Consider the following 17982-nt stretch of genomic DNA (forward strand, 5'->3'; position numbering starts at 1 on the left):
GGACCTTCGGCCCTAGTCAGTCCAGGACCCTCCCGGAATGCTGGGAGAGGAATGCACGGCCCGCTTTGCCCCGTCCGGAAGGCAGCTGACGCACGATGCCCGCTCACCTCGACACCGACACCGCGCCCTCCACACCCGTACGGAAGGTCCTGGAAAGCATCTGGGGGGACCGCCGTCTCGGCACCGGCATTGCCCTGGCACTCACCGTCGGCTGCGGTGTCGTGCTGGGCTGGTGGACTCCCCGCGGGCCCCTCACCACCGCCGAATCCCTGGGCACGATGCTCCTCTGCCTGCTGATCGGCGCCTGCGCCGGGCTCGTCCTCCGGTCGCGGTGGGCGATGCTCGCAGCCCCCGTGGTGGTGATCGTCGTCTTCGAGCTCACCCGCATCGGTACCGACGGCCCCACCGTGGACGGCGTCCACACCACCACGTACGGCATCCTCGCCTTCATCGTCGGGCGCGGCTTCCACGCCCTCCTCGCCCTGGCCCCGCTGGTCCTGGGGGCGGCGATCGGCGCCGGAATGGCACGAAGACTCTCCCACGGAGCCGCCCGCGCCGGCGCCGCCACCTACCTTCGCCGCGCCGTCGCCGCACTCACGGCGGTGGCGCTCATCGGGCTCGCGGTCGTCATCGCACGGCCGGCGGACACTGCCCCCATTGAAGCCGCCGACGGGGACCCCGCCACCGGGAGCATCGCCGAACTCACCACGGTGGAGTCGGGCGGCAAGGACCTCGGCCTCATGCTGCGCGGCGTCGACGTCGACAAGCCCGTGCTGTTGTTCCTCGCGGGCGGGCCGGGCGGCTCCGAGCTGGGCGCCATGCGGAACCATCTGCAGCAGCTGGAGGAGTACTTCGTCGTCGCGACCCTGGACCAGCGGGGAACCGGGACGTCCTACCCGGAGCTGGACCCGGCGTCCACGCTCACCCTCGAGAGCTCCGTCGAGGACGCGATCACGGTGACCGACTACCTGCGGGAGCGCTTCGACGAGGACAAGATCTACCTCATGGGCCAGTCGGGCGGGACGATCTACGGCGTTTTCGCCGTCCAGCAGGAGCCGGAGCTGTACCACGCGTACATCGGCACCGGGCAGATGGTCAGCCCGCTCGAGACGGACACCATCTTCTACGAGGACACCCTCGTCTGGGCGGAGCAGGCGGGTGATCCGGAGCTGGTGGACAAGCTGGAACGGATCGGCCCACCGCCCTACGCGGACATGCTCGACTACGAGACCGCCCTGTCCTACGAACATCAGGTATACCCCTACGACCACACCGGGAATTCGGAGGGCGAGGGCGGGTTCTCCGAGAACTTCCTCGTCCCCGAGTACACGCTCACCGACCAGATCCACGTGCTCGGCGCGTTCATGGACACCTTCGCGGTCATCTACCCTCAGCTCCAGAAAACCGATTTCCGCGCCTCCGTGACCAGCCTCGACGTGCCGGTCTACTTCGTGCAGGGAGCCCACGAGGCGCGCGGCCGGACCGAGCCGTTCGCCGAATGGTTCGCGCTGCTCGAGGCTCCGGTCAAGGAGATCACCGAGCTTTCGACGTCGGGCCACCGCCCCCTGTTCGAGCAGCCCGACGAGTTCGTGGCATACATGCGGGACACGGTGCTCGTCCGGACGCCGCCGTCGTGAGCCTTGCCCCGACCGCAGGTCCTCCTGATCACCCCACACAGCTCCCGACTGCACCGGGATAACCTGCATCGGCGGGCTTTGCGGCTAACAACTCGTTAACGCAAGGTGAACGGGTCTTGAACGGTCGGTTCGCGGAGCACTAGGCTGCGAAAGTCCCGCGGTGTCGCATGTCAAGGGCCTTCGATCATCCACGGGCACCCCCAAGAGTGAGGTCCCGCCATGTCCGACCGGATTCTGCACGTGCTCCGACGAGTGGCTGTCGTCGTGGGTTACATGCTGGTCTACGTCCTGATCTGGGCGGGGCTCGCCCTGCTCATCGCGGCCGCCGGCATCCGTCACTACTGGGGCGAGATCACTGTCGGTCAGATGCTCCTCAACCTGATCTCCGTGGAAACGGACGGCGGTGGCGGCAGCATCGTCTGGGTAGGCATCCTCGGAATCGGGGTCGCACCGGTCCTCATCACTGCCGCGATCGCAGCCGGTCACCACGTCAGGCGCCGCGAGCGCCGCCGGACCGGCCAGGACGCACGACCCCGCCACACCAGGGTCATCACGCGCACCGTCTCCGCAGCCCTGGTGGGCACACTCGTCATCGGCGGCACCACCGCCTTCACCACCACGGTGGGAGTGGCGAACTACATCAGAGGCGCGAACTCCGACTTCGATCTCGGCGACTACTACGTGGAGCCGGTCATCACCAGTGATGAGAACGCGCGCAACCTGGTGGTGATCTACCTCGAATCGGGCGAAGCCACCCTTGAAGACAAGCAGCTCTTCGAGAAGGACGCCTTCGCGCCCCTGAAGGATGTCACCCGGGCAGCGGAGGGCTGGCAGAGCATCGAGACCCTCCGGCAGTACCACGGTGGGGGCTGGACCATGTCCGGCATCGTCGCGACCGAGTGCGGCGTCCCGTTGAAGGGCACGGGTGCTGCCGCGGGCGCGCCCCCGTCCAACGATCTCGGCACCGACACCCCCACCTACCTTGCGGGCCTGACCTGCACCGGTGACCTCCTGGAGGACCGCGGCTATACCAACGTGTTCCTGACCGGGGCCAACGCCGCTTTCGCCGCCAAGGAGACCTACCTGCGGACCCACGGCTACTCCGAAGTGAAGGACCTCGACGACTGGCGGGCCGCCGGTGAACCGCCGGGGTCCTTCCGCGACGATTGGGGCCTGAACGACGGCCGTCTCATGACCTACGCCAAGCAGGAGGTAGATCGGCTGCACGCCGAGTCGGAACTATCCGGGACACCGTTCAACCTGTCGATGCTGACGCTCGACACACATGAGCCGGCCTACGTCTTCGACTACTGCACCGTGGATACCGAACTCGAGGTCGTCTCCGTGTTCTCGTGCTCAATGGCTCAGGTGGCAGGGCTCGTCGACCACATGAGGGACCGGGGCTACCTCGACGACACCGCCGTGGTGATCGTGGGCGACCACCTCAGGCGATCGCCCGCCGGCGATCCACTGCACGAGCAGATCGAGAGCAACCCCGATCGAACCATCTTCAACCGGATCTGGATTCCGGGTGGCAGTGGCACGAGCGCATTGCGCCCTTCCGCGGACCAGTTAAGCCTGTATCCGACGATCCTGGAGGCCGCCGGCCTGACCCTCGAGGACGGAGTGGCAGGGCTCGGCATCTCGGCTTTCTCGCAGGACATTCCGCGTGGCTCGGCGCAGGTGCTGGCTCCCGAGGCGTACCAGGAACTGCTGAATGCCCTGTCGCTCACCTTCTATGCAAGGGCATGGGCCGACGACGACGCCCGCTGACCCGGGATCACCGGATCAGCGCCGGGCTCGTGAGACCCCGGGCCTGCGCACGACGCCCGCATCGTCGATCGGGTCGCTGCCGGGAACACCGGCGAGGCCCCTGGGCCCACCGGGAGCGCTACGCCCGCGTCACCTTCTGCGTCCCCGCGAGCACCTGGAAGGACTGCGACAGACTGGTGCCGGCCGCCGGGTCCGTCCGGTCCGACAGCACGTACCAGTCCATCCGAACCCCCTGCGGGCGCACCTCGAGCACCGAGTAGCCGTGGGAGTCGAAGTCGAGGTACTTCACGTGCGGGTTGTTCGTCCGGAACCGGGCCTCGACGGACAGCGACGCCGTCCGCGGCGGCACCCCGAGGATGTCGTCCAGGTTGTCGCTCGTCACCGAGGTGCACACCAGCTCCGTCCCGACCGACGCACCGGTCGTCGGGTACGTGGCCCGATCCGCCGGCAGGTCGCACGCCCAGCCCGAGTGGATGTCACCGGTCAGGAACACGGTGTCGGTGATGCCGTTGTCGCCGAGGTGCCGCAGCACGCGCGACTGGTCGGCGGTGTACCCGTCCCACTGGTCGATGTTGTACGGCACGCCGTCGAGCGTGGCGGTGCCCATCAGCTTCTCCATGCCCTCCACGGCTGCGGCCGGGAGCGCGGGCGGGAAGAGGATGGGCGTGATCATGACCGGATTCCCGACGAGCTTCCACTGGGCCTGCTGCGCGGACAGCCCGTCGAGGAGCCACTCCATCTGCGCCTCGCCCGTGATGCTGCGGTCGGGACTGCCGATGGCCGGATCCGTGGTCGACGGCGCCTGCTGGTGGCGATAGGAGCGGAGGTCCAGCATCGAGATGCTCGCGAGCGACCCGAAGCTCAGCCGTCGGTAGAGCTGCCCGCCGGCCTCGTACCGCACCGGCATCCACTCGGCGTAGGCCTGCATCGCGGCCGCCCGGCGGTCAGCCCAGGCACCCTCCGTTCCCTCCGTGTGGTTCTCGGCGCCGCCGGACCAGGCGTCGTTCGTCGACTCGTGGTCGTCCCACGTCACCACGAAGGGGACCGCGGCATGCAGGGCCTGCAGGTCGGCGTCCTCCTTGTACTGGGCGTGCCGGCGACGGTAGTGCTCGAGGGTCGTCATCTCGACGGCCGGATCATGGGGACGGACGACGACGTCGCGTGCCTGGTATTCCCCGGGCGCGTACTCGTAGAGGTAGTCGCCGAGGTGCAGCACGAGGTCGAGGTCATCGCGCGCGGCCAGGTGCCGGTAGGACGAGAACCAGCCCGCCTGCAGGTTGGCGCAGGACACGACGCCGACCCGCAGGAGATCGACGGCAGCACCCTCCGCAGGAGCCGTGCGGGTCCGCCCGACCGGCGACTGGTCCTTGCCGCTCGTGAAGCGGTACCAGTAGCTCGTGGCCGGCTGCAGTCCCCGCACGTCGACCTTCACCGTGTGGTCCCGCTCGGGGCCGGTCTTCGTGGTACCGCGCGCCGTGATCCGCCGGAAGTCCGCCGTCGTCGACACCTCCCAGCGCACCGGCACGGCCGGGCCCTTGCCCGAACCGGGCGTCATGTCCTTGCCCGGCGTGACCCTGGTCCACAGCAGGACGCCGTCCGGCAGGGGGTCGCCGGAGGCTACGCCGTGCGCGAAGCTGCCGGTGGCGGCAGCGGCTGGGCTGTTCCGGGCTGTGGCGACGGGGGTCACGGCGGCACCGGCGACGGCGAGGGTCCCGGCAGCGGTCAGGACGGTACGGCGGGTCATGGAGGTCATATGCCGATTACACCCTGACGGCTCGCCCCATCGGTGGCCTCAGGCACGTTCTTGGCACAGAATTCGCCCGACGTTCACCCGTTCGGCGCCGCCCGCAGCGTGCCGCGGGTTGCACGGCTGCCTCCGGGCCGGGCTGACCGGGCCTAGGCTGAGCCTGGACCCGCCCGACATACCTCGAGGAGAACCATGACCTACGAACTGCGCACGTACACCGCCAACCCCGGCAGGATGGACGCCCTGATGGCCCGCTTCCGGGACAACACCATCAACCTGTTCATCGAGCACAACATGAAGAGCCTGGGCTACTGGACTCCCGTGGGCACCGACGACGTCCTCGTCTACGTCCTCGAGCACGAGGGCGACCCGACGGCGAACTGGGCTGCGTTCGCCGCGGACCAGCGGTGGATCGACGCGAAGGCGGCGTCCGAGGCCGACGGCGCCCTGACGGCGAGGATCGACTCCGTGATGCTCGAGGGCACGGACCTGTACCCGATCGCCGACGCGAAGTAGTTCCGCGTGCGGTAGGGCAGTTAGTTGCGCCGCGCAACCTAATCCTTGATCGGGAACTTCTCCGCCGCACCCTCCCCTTGAGCCGTACGGTCGGACGACCATCCCTTCCGAGGTCTCAGGAGTTCTCCATGAAGAAGCTTTCCATCGCACTCGCTACATCGGCTGTCGCCGGCGTCTCCCTGCTCTCGGCATCACCGGCCCTCGCCGTCGGCCTGCCGTTCGACAACTGCACGGAAGCCGCCAACGTCGGCGTCTACAACATCCCGGCGGGAACACCCGGCTATCAGCTCGGCCTCGATGCGGACAAGGACGGCTTCGGCTGCGACGCAGCCGGCAACCCGCCCTACGACGCGTCGATCGTGGACCGGATCGTCGCGGAGAACACCGTCGTCGTCACCCCGCCCGTCGCTCCGCAGCCTCCGCAGATGGGGCAGATGCCGGTCGGCGGCGCCGACACCGGCGTGGCCCAGACGCCCAGGGGCGACGACGCCGGTGCCCTCGCGCTCGGCGGCGGGTTGGTGCTCGCGGTGCTCGGCGGCGCCTACGTGGTCCGCCGTCGGGTAGCCGCGAACTAGCTCGGCCGCCCGACGACGATGCCCGGCACGGTCTCCGTGCCGGGCATCGTTGTGCGCTGCTTCGTTCAGCCAGGCTCTTTCGGCGTCCGCCGGTCCCGCCACGCGCCGGTGGACCACAGCGCCCACAGCACCAGCACGGGCTGGAAGAACAGGCGGGCGAGCCGGGCGCCGTCGGTGTCGAGCCCGAAGGCGCTCACGCCGTCGACGTACTGGGCGATATTGCCCGGGAAGATCGCGACGAAGAACGCCGCCACCACCCAGCCGACCGGGACGCGGTACCGGCCGGGGAACACCAGCGCGGCGCCGAGCAGCAGTTCGACGACGCCGGACACCACGACCACGAGATCCGCGTCCAGCGGCAGCCACGACGGGACCTGCGCGGCGAACTCGGACCGCGCCACCGTCAGGTGGGCGGTGCCCGCGAAGAGGAGAAAGGCTCCGAGCACCACGCGGGCGAGCGTTCGAGGCAGCGAGGTGCGGGCGGGAGGCATCATCCGGCGGAGCCTAGCACCGGGCCTGCATCCTGATCCGCCTGATACACCAGATCCCGACCCGCGCGCATCCCGGCTGCTCGCCGTCTCCTCCGCCGTCGTCATCGATAGGGTTGACGCTGACCCTGGAAGCCGGACCGCGATGAGGACTGCCGGCCCGGGTCGTCCACCCTCGAAGGAGCTCACCATGACCGACGCCCAGACAGAACCGACCGCAGCGCGAAACTCCCCCGTCGTCCTGGTTGCCGGCGCCGGCGGGGTCATCGGCCGGCATGCAGCGGACGAATACTTCAGCCGTGGGGCGCGGGTCCGCGGCCTGAGCCGCCGGCCGGTCACCGGAGCCCAGTGGGAGCACCTGCCCGTGGACCTGCTCGACCGGGAAGCAGCACGGACCGGACTGGAGAGCGCTCGGGACACCACCCACCTCGTCTTCGGTGCCTACATCGAGCGGTCCACGACCGCGGAGCAGATCGAGGTCAACAGCGCCCTGCTCGCCCATACCCTGCAGGGTCTGGAAGCAGCAGGCGCCCCGCTGCACCACGTCACCCTGTACCAGGGCGGAAAGGCGTACGGAGCGCACCTGGGCTACTTCAACACCCCCGCGAAGGAACGTGACCCGCGGCTCATCCAGCCCAACTTCTACTACGAGCAGGAGGACATCCTCCGCGCTGCCGCAGCGAAGCACGGCTTCGACGCCACCATGCTGCGGCCGGAGGGTGTGGTGGGGTACGCGGTCGGCAACCCGATGAACATCCTCATGGTCATCGCCGTGTACGCGAGCATCTGCCGGGAACTGGGCCAGCCCCTGCGGTTCCCCGGTACCCACGCCGCCTACGATGCGCTCTACCAGGTGACCGACGCGTCGCTCCTGGCCCGCGCGACCGTGTGGGCAGGTGCGGAACCACGAGCCGCCGGAGAGGTCTACAACATCACCAACGGTGACCAGATCCGGTGGCGCCATCTCTGGCCGGTCTTCGCCCGTCATTTCCAGATGGACTACGCCGAACCGCAGCCCGTCCTGCTCGCCGAAGCGATGCCCCAGCACCAGGACCTCTGGCAGCAGATGGTGACGGAATACGACCTCGTGCAGACCCCGTACCAGGACCTCGCCGGCTGGTCCTTCGGTGACTTCCTCTTCCGCTCGGGCTTCGACAACGTCACGTCGACCATCAAGGCGCGGCAGCACGGGTTCGCCGACTGCCTCGACACCGAGGACAGGTTCCTGGACCTCTTCGACGAACTGGCCTCCAACAGGGTCATTCCCCCGTTGGTCTGAGGCCCGCCCGGACAGGTATCGGGTGCGGGAATTCGAGTATTCACCCGTCTCTTCTCCCGCCCGGGCTTCTCCTACTGTTGCAACCAGCCGCCGTCGGCCCCGGCCGATCCCGGCCTCCGATAAAATCAGGGTGCTGTCAGCCGCAGCCGTAGCATCCCCGGCCTGACCTGGGTAGGAATTCGTCTCCGGCTATCTCTTCCCGAAAGGGCAGGAACACAGTGATGATGAACCGCAGCCAATTGCATGAACACCACGAAGGAGACCGCCATTAGCCCCCGGAATCGCACCAACGCCCGACTGCGCACCACCCTCGCCCTGCTGGCCGACCACCAGGCGTCCGGCACCGTCGTCGCGCCCAGCGAGCTGTTGTCGCAGGCCGTGGCCGAAGTGCCCTTCGACGACAAGGAAGCCGAGCTCCTCGCCGGCGGTGTCCCCCGCGGCTACAAGGCCCTGACGACGGCGACGGCGAAGCTCGTCAAGGCCGGCTGGCTCGTGAAGGGCCGCAGCGGCTGGACCGCGACCGACGAGGGCGTGCGGGCCGTCCGTGCCTTCACCGATCCCGAGCAGTTCATCAACGCCATGATCAGCGGCGCGCCCGTGCCGGCAGAGGCCCCCGAGGCCGGTCACGCACCACAGGCGCCCGAATCCCTGGGCGAGGAGGCACAGACGGTGCAGGCCGAGCCCGCACCCGAGACGGCCGAGACCTCCGAGGTCTCGGAGACGATGGCGGACCTGGCACCCTCCGACGCCGCCTCCTCGTCGGAGGCAGAGGACCCGACTCCGCCCGACGTCACGCCGACCCTCGAGGTGTCGGACACCGCGCCCGAGCACGCCCCATCCGACACTCCCGCTGACGACGCGTGGCAGGACCAGCCGCAGTCCGTCGCCCTCTCCGGCGACTTCGACCCGCTGTTCGGCGAGGCAGGCCACTGGAGCACGGACCTGCGCGAACTGCAGTTCGTCTGGGAGCCGACGGAGAACACCTGGAAGCAGACCCACCAGCTGCCCGCCGGAACCTACCAGTTCAAGATCCTCGTCAACGGTTCGTGGGACGAGAACTACGGCCGGTTCGGGGTGCGCGACGGCGACAACCACGAGCTGCACCTGCTCTCCGACACCTCGGTGACCTTCCGGTTCGACTACGCCTCGAAGGACATCGAGACCTCCTAGGTGCGGCCGGTCGTCGGCCCCGTCTGCTGCCTCGCCCGGCAGTCGGCGGGGCCGGCGTCGTTCCCGGCATCTCTGCTGACGTCCGGGCACACTGCGGCTTCGTGCACGCGCTTCGGCGGAAAAGGGCGTGTCGATCGGCAACGCGCCGCCAAACCGGGCATCCCGCCGGCCGAGCCCGCACGCGAAGACGCACCCGTCAGCCTTCGCGCAGCTTTGCCGAAGGACTCCCCCGCGGGCAGTGGACCTACAGCAGGATGGATCGGGATCATCGCTACGGGGGGAAGTGCAGGGCACATGGGGGCAAGGGATCGCGAGTGGTACCACGAGGGCCGTGACGCGCGGCTGGAGGCAGTCCGCCGGTCGCCGTCGGGCCGCATCCCGCAGTGGTCCCTCGACGAGGCCCTCGGCCGGCCGGCCGCTCCCCAGCCCTGGCGGACGCCGGCGACGAGGAACAGGCGCCGGGTGGGTCCGCGCCGCCGGCTGCGCCTCGGGACCGTGGCGGCTCTCGCGCTCGTCGCCCTGCTCTACCTGACTCCGACGCTGTTCGACCGCTTCGTGCTGCCCGTCGCCCTCCCCCACCTGCCCGGGGCCGACGTGCCGCCCCGCGGCGTGGAAGCCGGCGATGCCCCGCTCGGCATTCCGCCGGTGGCACCGGCCTCGACGGCGTACAAGCTGCTCGACTCGCCGGTGGAGTCGCAGGAATGGGTGGCCTACGATCCCTGCCGTCCCGTGCACTATGTCGTCCGCCCGAACGGCGCACCCGTGGGTTCGGAGGGCCTGGTCCAGGAGGCCGTCGCCGAGGTGTCCGCCGCCACCGGCCTGCAGTTCATCGACGACGGCACCACCACCGAACCGCCCAGCGAGGAACGCGACCTGTATCAGCCGGAGCTGTACGGAAAGACCTGGGTGCCCGTACTCATCACCTGGACGAGCCCGGCCGAGATACCCGAGCTCGTCGGGGACGTCGCCGGGCTCGGCGGGAGCGACTACGCCCGGACGCAGGGAAAGCCGCTCGTCTACGTGGGCGGGCAGGTCCAGCTCGACGCACCGGACGCCGTGGAGACCCTCCTCTTCCCGGACGGCCGCGCCTACCTCAAGGCGATCATCATGCACGAGCTCGCGCACGTCGTCGGGCTCGACCACGTCGACGATCCCGGCGAGCTCCTCTACGAGAGGAACGTCGGAGTGACCTCGTTCGGCGACGGCGATCGCGCCGGCCTCGCACTCCTCGGCACCGGTCCCTGCGTGCCCGAACTCTGACCTTGACCCTCCACCGCCCGCTCCCTAGCGTGAGTCCATGACCTCCCCGGATATCAGGTTCTACTTCGATCCCGTCTGCCCGTTCGCGTGGATGACCAGCAAGTGGGTGCGGATGGTCGCCCAGCAGCGTGACTACGCCGTGGAGTGGCGCTTCATCTCGCTGCGCCTGCTCAACAGCTCCATCGGCTACGACGCCCACTTCCCCGCCGGCTATGAGGCCGGCCACACCGCAGGTCTCCGCCTTCTCCGCGTCGCCGCGCGGACGCGCGAAGAGCACGGGCCCGACGCCGTCGGCCGCCTGTACGAGCGGCTCGGTACCCGGATCTTCGACACGCGCGAGGACGACTCCGACGGCGCACACCGCGGGACCGCCGAGTTCCTGCTGCCGGTCCTCGACGACGTCGGACTGCCCGCAGCACTCGCCGATGCCCTGGAGGAGAACGCACGGGACGCCGTCATCCAGGCGGAGACCGACGAGGCGCTCTCGCTCACGGGCAGGGACGTCGGCACGCCGATCATCCATTTCGACCCGCCCGAGGGGGTCGCCTTCTTCGGTCCCGTCATCAGCCGCCTGCCCCGCCCGGACGAGGCGGTGGAGCTGTGGGACCACGTCGTGGGGCTGGCGCGCTTCCCCGGGTTCGCCGAACTCAAGCGGAGCCTGCGGGAGCGCCCGCAGTTGCGCAGCTTCGGGGTCGACGACGGCGAGGCGGGCCTGCAGGAGGACTGGCACGGCGGGAGCCGGCGGACCAAGAAGTAGCTGCCGTCCGCGGGGTCGGCGCTGGCCCCCACGGGAGCGGCTCAGCCGAGGACTGCGTTGGCGATGAACAGCAACGGGATGGAACCGGCCCATACCGCCGTCGTGATGCCCGACCAGCCGCGCAGTGCCGCAGTTCCCTCGAGCCCGGCGAACCGGGTGACCACCCAGAAGTAGGAGTCGTTGAAGTAGCTGAACACCATGGATCCGGCCGTGCAGGCCAGCGCCGCGACGATCGGGTCGATGCCGAGCGAGCCGACCAGCGGTGCGGTCACGGAGGCTGCTGTGATCATGGCGACCGTTCCCGAACCCTGGGCGATCCGGACGAGTGTCGCGATCAGGAAGGGGACGAGGAAGGCGGGCAGAGCCGTTGCGGCGATCGCTTCGGCGAGCGCATCGCCGACACCCGAACTCCGGAGCACCTGGCCGAGTGCCCCACCGGCACCCGTGATGAGCAGGATCAGCCCGGCCGATGCCGCCGCCTCGGCGAACCACCCCTGCACCTTGCTGCGAGGCGTCCACCGGGGCAGCAGGGTGTAGACGGCGAGGATCACGCCGATGACCAGCGCCACCACCGGATTGCCCACAAATGCGAGGGGTACGGCCCAGGCTGACGGCGTGTACTCACCGGCGGCGGCGCCTACTACTCCCTGGTTGCTCTGGTCGATTGCACCGCTGACGGTATTGAGGATGATGAGGACCAGGGGGACGAGCAGCGGCAGGGAGGCGACCAGCGCGCCCACGCGGTGGGGCTTGGCTCCGGCAGGAGGTGTGCCGAGGTCCACGGACGGATCGGCGGGCACGTCGTCGTCCCCGTCCGACCCCGTGGAGACGTCGCTCCGGCGTTCCGCGCCGCCGTCGTTCCCGCGGAGCGCACTGGACCCGTCGACGGGGCGATCGGCGACCGCGGTCCCGGTGCGGCCGTGCACGCCGGCCGTCGCACTTCCGTACACGGCCTCCCGCACCGTCCGCGACATCTCGGGTTCGATCTTCGGACCGATCCACTTGGCATAGAACACGACGATCGGCAGCAGGATGACCGTGAAGACCAAACCGGCGAGGATGAGGGCACCGAGGTCCGCGCCGAGGATACCGGCGACGGCCAATGGTCCGGGTGTGGGCGGCACGAGGTGATGGGTCAGCGTCATCCCGCACCCCAGGGCGAGCGCGAGGGTGATGTAGCCGGCACGCTTGACCCTCGCGATCGAGCGGGCCAGCGGGTTCATGATCACATAGCCGGAATCGCAGAACACGGGGATGGAGACCAGCGCGCCGACGCTGCCGAGTGCCCATGGCTCGCGTCCCTTGCCGAACAGCCGGAGGAATGCGAGCGCAAGGGCGTTGGCTGCACCCGAGACCTCGAGGATCTTGCCGATTCCCACGCCGAGCCCGATGACGATGCCGATGGAGGCAAGGGTGTTGCCGAACCCGGTGGTGATCGACGAGACGATCTCGAGCGGTGCCTGGCCCGCCACGATGCCTGTGACGAGGGCAGCGATCAGGAGTGCCACGAACGCGTCGAGACGCGTCTTGAGCACCAGGACGATGATGGTGGCGATCCCCAGTACCAGCGCCAGGAGAAGTTGTATGTCCACGGTGACGCGCTCCTTGGTGGAATGCTGGACGGGCTTCCTTGCCCGTCCAGGTGGTGCCGCTCCGACCCGACGGAGACGTCGTCGGGCAGTGTGCTCGGTGTCACGCTAGCACCGGTCATGTGGTAAACGGCAAGGACTTCCGGTGGGGACGCCGGACCTGCGCTGTCGACGGCCGTCTGCGGGCCCCGTCATGGTAGTTCCAAAGACCGATCCGCTAAACAGACGAAGTAGATTCCGTCGGAGGATGCTGACCAGTAGATTTATCCAATGAGCAACGACGCCGCCACCAGGATCCTCGTCCCGTACGACCCGGACGGGGGGAACGACCAGCCCGCCGACGCGCTCGAGGCGCTCATAGCGAGTGTCGAGGCCGAGGTAGCGGAGCTGCAGTTCACCCGCTTCACCAACGACGACGCCGTGGCCCTCGGTCAGCTGCTCGTGCAGCTCGGCGTCGGGCGGAACCTGCCGATCGCCGTGAGCATCTGCAGGCCGAACCACATCCTGTTCCGGGCCGCGCTCGACGGCGCCACCCCCGACAACGACTACTGGCTCGACGCGAAGAGCCGGACGGCCGCCCGATACCTCGTGCCGTCCCTCCTCGTCGGCCTGCGCGGGCGGCGCAACGGTGGCCGGGCCGAGGACAACCCGATGTTCGACGCCTCGACGCACGCAGCCCACGGCGGCTCGTTCCCGCTGTACATCCGGGGCGTGGGTCCCGTCGCCACCGTGACGGTGTCCGGGCTGCCGCAGCTCGAGGACCACAAGCTCGTCGTCGAGGCCCTGCGCACGTTCCACGCCGCCGACGGTCTGTAGGCCCGCAAGACCGGCTGCATGCCGGCCGGCCCCGCTGTCAGGCGAACATCGACGCAGCCATCGCCGTCACGCTGACGGCTGCCAGGCAGGACTCAACGGCGGCGCGGGGCCGGATCCTGCCGCCGGTCCTGTCAGCCCGGTGCGCGCGGTGGTCCGCCACGACCAGCACCACGGTGTAGGCGAGGAGAGCTGCGACGCCCGTCGCCAGCAGGACGGGGAGGACGTTCTGGCCATCGTGCGCATGACCGACATCGGCGGTCGCACCAGGGCCTGAAGGGTGTGCGTGTCCCCCGCCGATCGTCAGGGCCGCCATCGCGATCATGGACAGTGAGCGATGGCGGCCGGAACCACAGTGCTCGGGCCCGGACCTGCGGCGTTCGCCCGCCAGCAGGAGCGGACCAGCCAGCAGCATCACCACGCCCCAGACGACGCCGGGTAGCAGGTGCACACTGTCGAAGGCCATGTCCGCCATGGCGACGAGCATGACGGCCATACCGACAACGGCGCTTCCGGGAGTACGTCCCGCGTCGGGCGTTCCCGCGTGGTCCGGCGCCGCCGTCGGCATCGCATGCCGACGCCGTCCCCGGGGGGCCGACCCCCTCGCGCAGACGGCGAATCCTGCTGCTGCTGACACAAGCATGATCGCGCTGAGCGAGGTGTTCATCGGAGTGCTCCCGGGGACGGCGGACGGAGGAGGTGGGCGGAGAGGAACAGCCGAAGTCAGTGGCAGGACCCGGCGGCCTCACCGCCGTCGCCCGCGCCCATCGCGCAGTGGCCGCTGGTGCTGGCCGGAACGTTGAGCACCGGGTTGCCGCCGAAGAAGCCATGCGGTTTCAGCGTGAACTTGGCGTAGTCCACGGGCATGACGGGCCAGTCCTCCGGACGCGGGAAGTGGGTGAGCCCGAACGTGTGCCAGAGCACGACGTCGGTGTTCTCCAGATTGCGGTCCGCGGCCATGTAGCGGGGCAATCCGTCCCCTCCGGGGTTCTGGTTCACCAGGTCCCCGGCGGGGTAGCGCTCCTCCTGGTCGTAGGCCGAGACCCACAGGTGCTTGGTGGTGTAGGTGGCACGCGACGTGATCCCGGCCTCCGGGTCGGCGAGCAGGGTCGGGGTCTGCTCCGGGTACAGCACATACCCGGTCGGCTTCCCCAGCCGGTTCCTGGCCTCGGGATTGATGATGTGCCACGTCCGGCCCACGGAGGCATCGGCGATCCGGCCGCCCTCGGCCTCGGACGTGATGGGTGTGCTCTTGTTGGTGAAGGCATTGCCGTACGGGTTGCCCGGGCCCATCGGGAGTCGCTGCGCGTCGACCTCCACCACGGTGTTGTTGACGCCGTCGACCGTCATGTCCAGGCGGGCCGAGAACAGGTGCTGGTGGTAGGGAGCGCCGACCCCGGGGGCCACCTCGGAAGCGAACGGGTAATCGCCGCCGGGATAGGCCGAGGGGAAGAGGATGCCGGTCAGCTTGGCCTCGCACTCGATGGTGCCGTCGAGGTAGAGGTACCAGTAGAAGCCGTAGTCGTAGTTGCCCACGGTGGTGAAGAAGCTGATGACCAGGCGGCGCTGGCGGCGGACGTCGGACGATCCGGTGAAGAGGTCGTTGTGCTTCCAGAGCGTGCCGTAGTCCTCCTCGTGCATGCAGATCGCGTTCTTGATCGTCTTCGGGCTTCCCGACTCGTCGGCGATCGTCGCATCGAAGTAATGGATCTCGCCGAGGCAGTCGCAGCCCAGCTGCAACTCGTTGGCGAACCGGCCGAACAGGTACTCCCCGGTGTCGAAGTAGTTCTGCCAGTAGCGCGTGGGCGAGGGGTCGGCATAGGGGACCACCATCTCCGCGATCGACCCCCGGTACATCACCGGCCGGTCCACGTCCTGGTCCTGAAATGTCAGCTGGCGGAGGATGAGCCCTTCACGGGCGTCGAAGCTGACGCCGAGCTTCCAGTTCGCCCACTCGATTCGTGAGCCATCCACGCTGAAGGACGGACCCTCGGGCTGGGTGATCTCGATCGGCTTCAGGGTGGTGAGCTCCGGGCCGCGGTAGTCGGCCAGGTGGAAGTTGCCGACCTCTGGAGGCAGATCGAACGTCTTGTAGTCGACGACATCGAGCACGGTCCTGCCGATAGGGTCCACGTAGGCGCAGAGGCCGTCGATGGGCCGGGCCCAGATGTTGTCCTCCACGTTCTCGCGGTAGAAGCCGAAGCAGCGGATGATCCGGTGCCCGCTCTCGCCGTCGTTCTCGTAGTACCCCGGCGAGAGCGGAGCCGAGATGACCTTCATCGGGTCCAGTCCCCGGGCCTCGATGGCGTCGCACCACGCCCTGTCGGCCTGCAGGATGGGGTCGACGATTTCGAATTCGGCCTCGAGGATGGGTAGCTGCCCGGTCGATCCGTCCACGATCCTGTTCTGGATGACGACGTCGGACGTCAGGGAGACCCGCAGATCGCGTGCCTCACCGCTGCCCAGGTTCAGCAGCATCACGCGGGCGATGCGCTCGGGAAGGGGGCCGGTGCCGTCCTCGTAGGCGAGCACCTCGCCCTTCGCCGGCTCGACGAGCCCCACGTACACGAAGCGGGTGTCCGCATCGGTGCCGCCGGCCGCGTGGACGAGGGCCTGCACCCTCGTGATCTCGGCGCCGTCGAGTCCGGCGAGGACGTCGACGTGTCCCGGTGCCTCCGTCGCGGCGGAGGCGATTGCGGTGGTGTCATCTACAACTGTCATGGTCTCTTTCGGGTCCTTAGGTCGGTGGAACTGGTGGTGTGAAGTAGATCCTGCAGTGCGGTCCTACCCCGCGAGCGCGTCGGTGATCCGGTCGTAGGCGGCGCCTCCCTTGCGCTCGAGGTAGCGGCCGCGGAGGAGGCCGGCCACCATCGTGAGCGGGATGGTGGCCATCAGCGCGATGCTCAGGCCCCAACCACCTCCGACGAGCATCGGGAAGTACGCGACGATGACGGCTCCTGCGCCGACGAGGCCCACGAGGGCCAGGACCGGGGCGATCCTGGTACGCCAGCTGCCTCCGGTGAGTTCGGTGTGGCGGCCGAAGTAGGCCACGACAGCCAGGCACGTCTGGGCCATGAGCACGACGATCGCGAGGGTGGAGATGCCCGAGAGCCAGGTGAAGACCTGCAGCACGGGGTCCATGTGCAGCAGCGCGAAGAGGACGATCAGGACGGTGGCGGTGATGGTCTGTGCGAGGGACGACTTGTGGGGTGAGAGGTGGCGGGGGTGCACGTCCGCCAGGAACTGCGGCATGGTGCCCGCCGCGGCCATGGAGTGCTGGTAGCGCGTGATCACGTTGTGGAAGGACAGTACGCAGGCGAACAGGCTCGTGAGGAGCAGGACATTGATGGCGATGGCGCCGGCGGTCCCGAGGTAGTTCGCGGCGGTGATGACGATCATTCCACCCGGGTCGGCAGCGGCGGCCTGCACGACCTCGGACGGACCCCATGCCATGACCAGCGCCCATCCACTGAAGGTGTAGAACAGGCCGATGAGGAGGACGGCGGCGTAGGTGGCGCGCGGGATGGTCTTCTCCGGGTCCTTCGCCTCGTCCCGGAAGATCGCGGTGGCCTCGAACCCGATGAAGCCCGCCATGGCCATCGTGAGGCCGACGCCGGGGGCTCCGGAGACGATGTTGACCGGCGTGAACGGAGCGGCGGAGAGGCCCTCGGCGCCGCCGGTCGCCATCACGACGGCGGCGAGCACCAGGACAATGCCGATCTCGGCGACTAGCAGGACACCGAGTACCTTCGAGCTCAGTTCGATGTGCCGATAGCCGAGCACGCCGACGAAGGCGATCATCGCGAGCGCGTAGAGCCACCAGGGCAGTTCCGGCAGGCCGAGGTTGGTCAGTGCGAGGTTGAGGCTGAAGCCCAGGTAGCCGTATACCGCCACCTGGATGGTCGTATAGGTGAGGAGCGCGAGGAACGCTGCTCCCAGGCCCTGCTTCCTGCCGAGGCCATAGCCGACGTAGGTGAAGAACGCTCCTGGCTTGGGGACGACGCGGCTCATGGCGCTGAGGCCGACGGAGAACAGGAGGAGGATGAGGCCTGCGATGGCGTACATGCTGGGATACCCCGGCCCGTTGCCCAGCAGGATTCCGAGCGGCGCAGCGCCGCCAATGACAGTCAGCGGCGATGCGGCCGCAACAACCATGAACACGATCGATCCGGCTCCCAGCGTGCCGGTGAGGCGCTGGGTGCCGACGGCGGAAGCGGGCGCCGTGCCGGTGGAGGAAGTAGCCATGCGGTGATGCTTCCAATGCCCGGTTTCCGCTCCGTCATCGCCCGGTAAAAGGTGTCGTCGTTCCAAATGAGACTCGTTGCCCGGGGTCCGCAGGGCAGTGCGTCATACAACCGTCGCGAAACACCAGGGCAAC

At 68.8% G+C, this 17982-nt stretch carries 15 protein-coding genes; 9 read left to right on the plus strand and 6 right to left on the minus strand.

Features of this window, described 5'->3' with window-relative positions; all coding sequences use genetic code 11:
- Positions 1-95: 95 nt before the first annotated feature.
- A complete protein-coding gene (locus AC1MFI_RS01990) occupies positions 96-1637 on the plus strand; it encodes an alpha/beta hydrolase family protein (protein ID WP_479819250.1) in 1542 nt (513 codons plus the stop codon).
- 219 nt (positions 1638-1856) lie between these two features.
- Positions 1857-3410 carry an LTA synthase family protein gene (locus AC1MFI_RS01995; RefSeq protein ID WP_479819252.1) on the plus strand — a complete coding sequence of 518 codons (1554 nt, stop codon included), beginning with the start codon at positions 1857-1859 and terminating at the stop codon, positions 3408-3410.
- A 118-nt stretch (positions 3411-3528) separates the two neighbouring features.
- Here the strand turns inward: AC1MFI_RS01995 and AC1MFI_RS02000 are convergent, their stop codons facing one another.
- Positions 3529-5163 (minus strand): alkaline phosphatase D family protein, encoded by a 1635-nt coding sequence (locus AC1MFI_RS02000; protein WP_479819253.1) that lies wholly within the window; start codon positions 5161-5163, stop codon positions 3529-3531.
- 186 nt (positions 5164-5349) lie between these two features.
- On the opposite strand from AC1MFI_RS02000, the gene AC1MFI_RS02005 reads away from it, so the two are divergent.
- Together AC1MFI_RS02005 and AC1MFI_RS02010 are read left to right on the plus strand one after the other, a co-directional pair.
- On the plus strand, positions 5350-5673 hold the full coding sequence (locus AC1MFI_RS02005) for an NIPSNAP family protein (RefSeq protein ID WP_479819255.1): 324 nt from the start codon (positions 5350-5352) through the stop codon (positions 5671-5673).
- A 128-nt stretch (positions 5674-5801) separates the two neighbouring features.
- Positions 5802-6248, plus strand: a complete 447-nt coding sequence (locus AC1MFI_RS02010) for an excalibur calcium-binding domain-containing protein (protein ID WP_479819257.1) — start codon at positions 5802-5804, stop codon at positions 6246-6248.
- Between the two features lie 65 nt (positions 6249-6313).
- Here the strand turns inward: AC1MFI_RS02010 and AC1MFI_RS02015 are convergent, their stop codons facing one another.
- On the minus strand, positions 6314-6742 hold the full coding sequence (locus AC1MFI_RS02015) for a DoxX family protein (RefSeq protein ID WP_479819259.1): 429 nt from the start codon (positions 6740-6742) through the stop codon (positions 6314-6316).
- A gap of 184 nt (positions 6743-6926) precedes the next feature.
- On the opposite strand from AC1MFI_RS02015, the gene AC1MFI_RS02020 reads away from it, so the two are divergent.
- The 4 genes from AC1MFI_RS02020 (at position 6927) to AC1MFI_RS02035 (ending at position 11202) form a co-directional block, all read left to right on the plus strand.
- The gene (locus tag AC1MFI_RS02020; RefSeq protein ID WP_479819261.1) at positions 6927-8015 is read left to right on the plus strand and encodes an SDR family oxidoreductase; all 1089 of its coding nucleotides are present in this window, start codon (positions 6927-6929) and stop codon (positions 8013-8015) included.
- Between the two features lie 243 nt (positions 8016-8258).
- Entirely contained in the window at positions 8259-9185 is a 927-nt protein-coding gene (locus AC1MFI_RS02025; protein WP_479819263.1) for a pullulanase X25 domain-containing protein, read from the plus strand.
- Between the two features lie 294 nt (positions 9186-9479).
- Complete coding sequence (locus tag AC1MFI_RS02030) at positions 9480-10445, plus strand: peptidase (protein ID WP_479819265.1); 966 nt, start codon at positions 9480-9482, stop codon at positions 10443-10445.
- 37 nt (positions 10446-10482) lie between these two features.
- A complete protein-coding gene (locus AC1MFI_RS02035) occupies positions 10483-11202 on the plus strand; it encodes a mycothiol-dependent nitroreductase Rv2466c family protein (RefSeq protein WP_479819267.1) in 720 nt (239 codons plus the stop codon).
- Positions 11203-11243: 41 nt separating this feature from the next.
- Here the strand turns inward: AC1MFI_RS02035 and AC1MFI_RS02040 are convergent, their stop codons facing one another.
- Positions 11244-12794, minus strand: coding sequence for a GntP family permease (locus tag AC1MFI_RS02040; RefSeq protein ID WP_479819269.1), 1551 nt, complete (start codon positions 12792-12794; stop codon positions 11244-11246).
- 267 nt (positions 12795-13061) lie between these two features.
- On the opposite strand from AC1MFI_RS02040, the gene AC1MFI_RS02045 reads away from it, so the two are divergent.
- The gene (locus AC1MFI_RS02045; protein WP_479819271.1) at positions 13062-13607 is read left to right on the plus strand and encodes a heme-degrading domain-containing protein; all 546 of its coding nucleotides are present in this window, start codon (positions 13062-13064) and stop codon (positions 13605-13607) included.
- Between the two features lie 37 nt (positions 13608-13644).
- Here AC1MFI_RS02045 and AC1MFI_RS02050 read toward each other — a convergent pair whose 3' ends face one another.
- From AC1MFI_RS02050 to AC1MFI_RS02060, 3 genes are all read right to left on the minus strand, one after another.
- Complete coding sequence (locus AC1MFI_RS02050) at positions 13645-14271, minus strand: hypothetical protein (RefSeq protein WP_479819273.1); 627 nt, start codon at positions 14269-14271, stop codon at positions 13645-13647.
- A 56-nt stretch (positions 14272-14327) separates the two neighbouring features.
- Positions 14328-16325 carry a primary-amine oxidase gene (locus tag AC1MFI_RS02055; protein ID WP_479819275.1) on the minus strand — a complete coding sequence of 666 codons (1998 nt, stop codon included), beginning with the start codon at positions 16323-16325 and terminating at the stop codon, positions 14328-14330.
- A gap of 63 nt (positions 16326-16388) precedes the next feature.
- Entirely contained in the window at positions 16389-17849 is a 1461-nt protein-coding gene (locus AC1MFI_RS02060) for an APC family permease (protein WP_479819277.1), read from the minus strand.
- Between the last annotated feature and the right edge of the window lie 133 nt (positions 17850-17982).

The sequence above is a fragment of the Arthrobacter sp. BC5 genome, assembly GCF_056680255.1.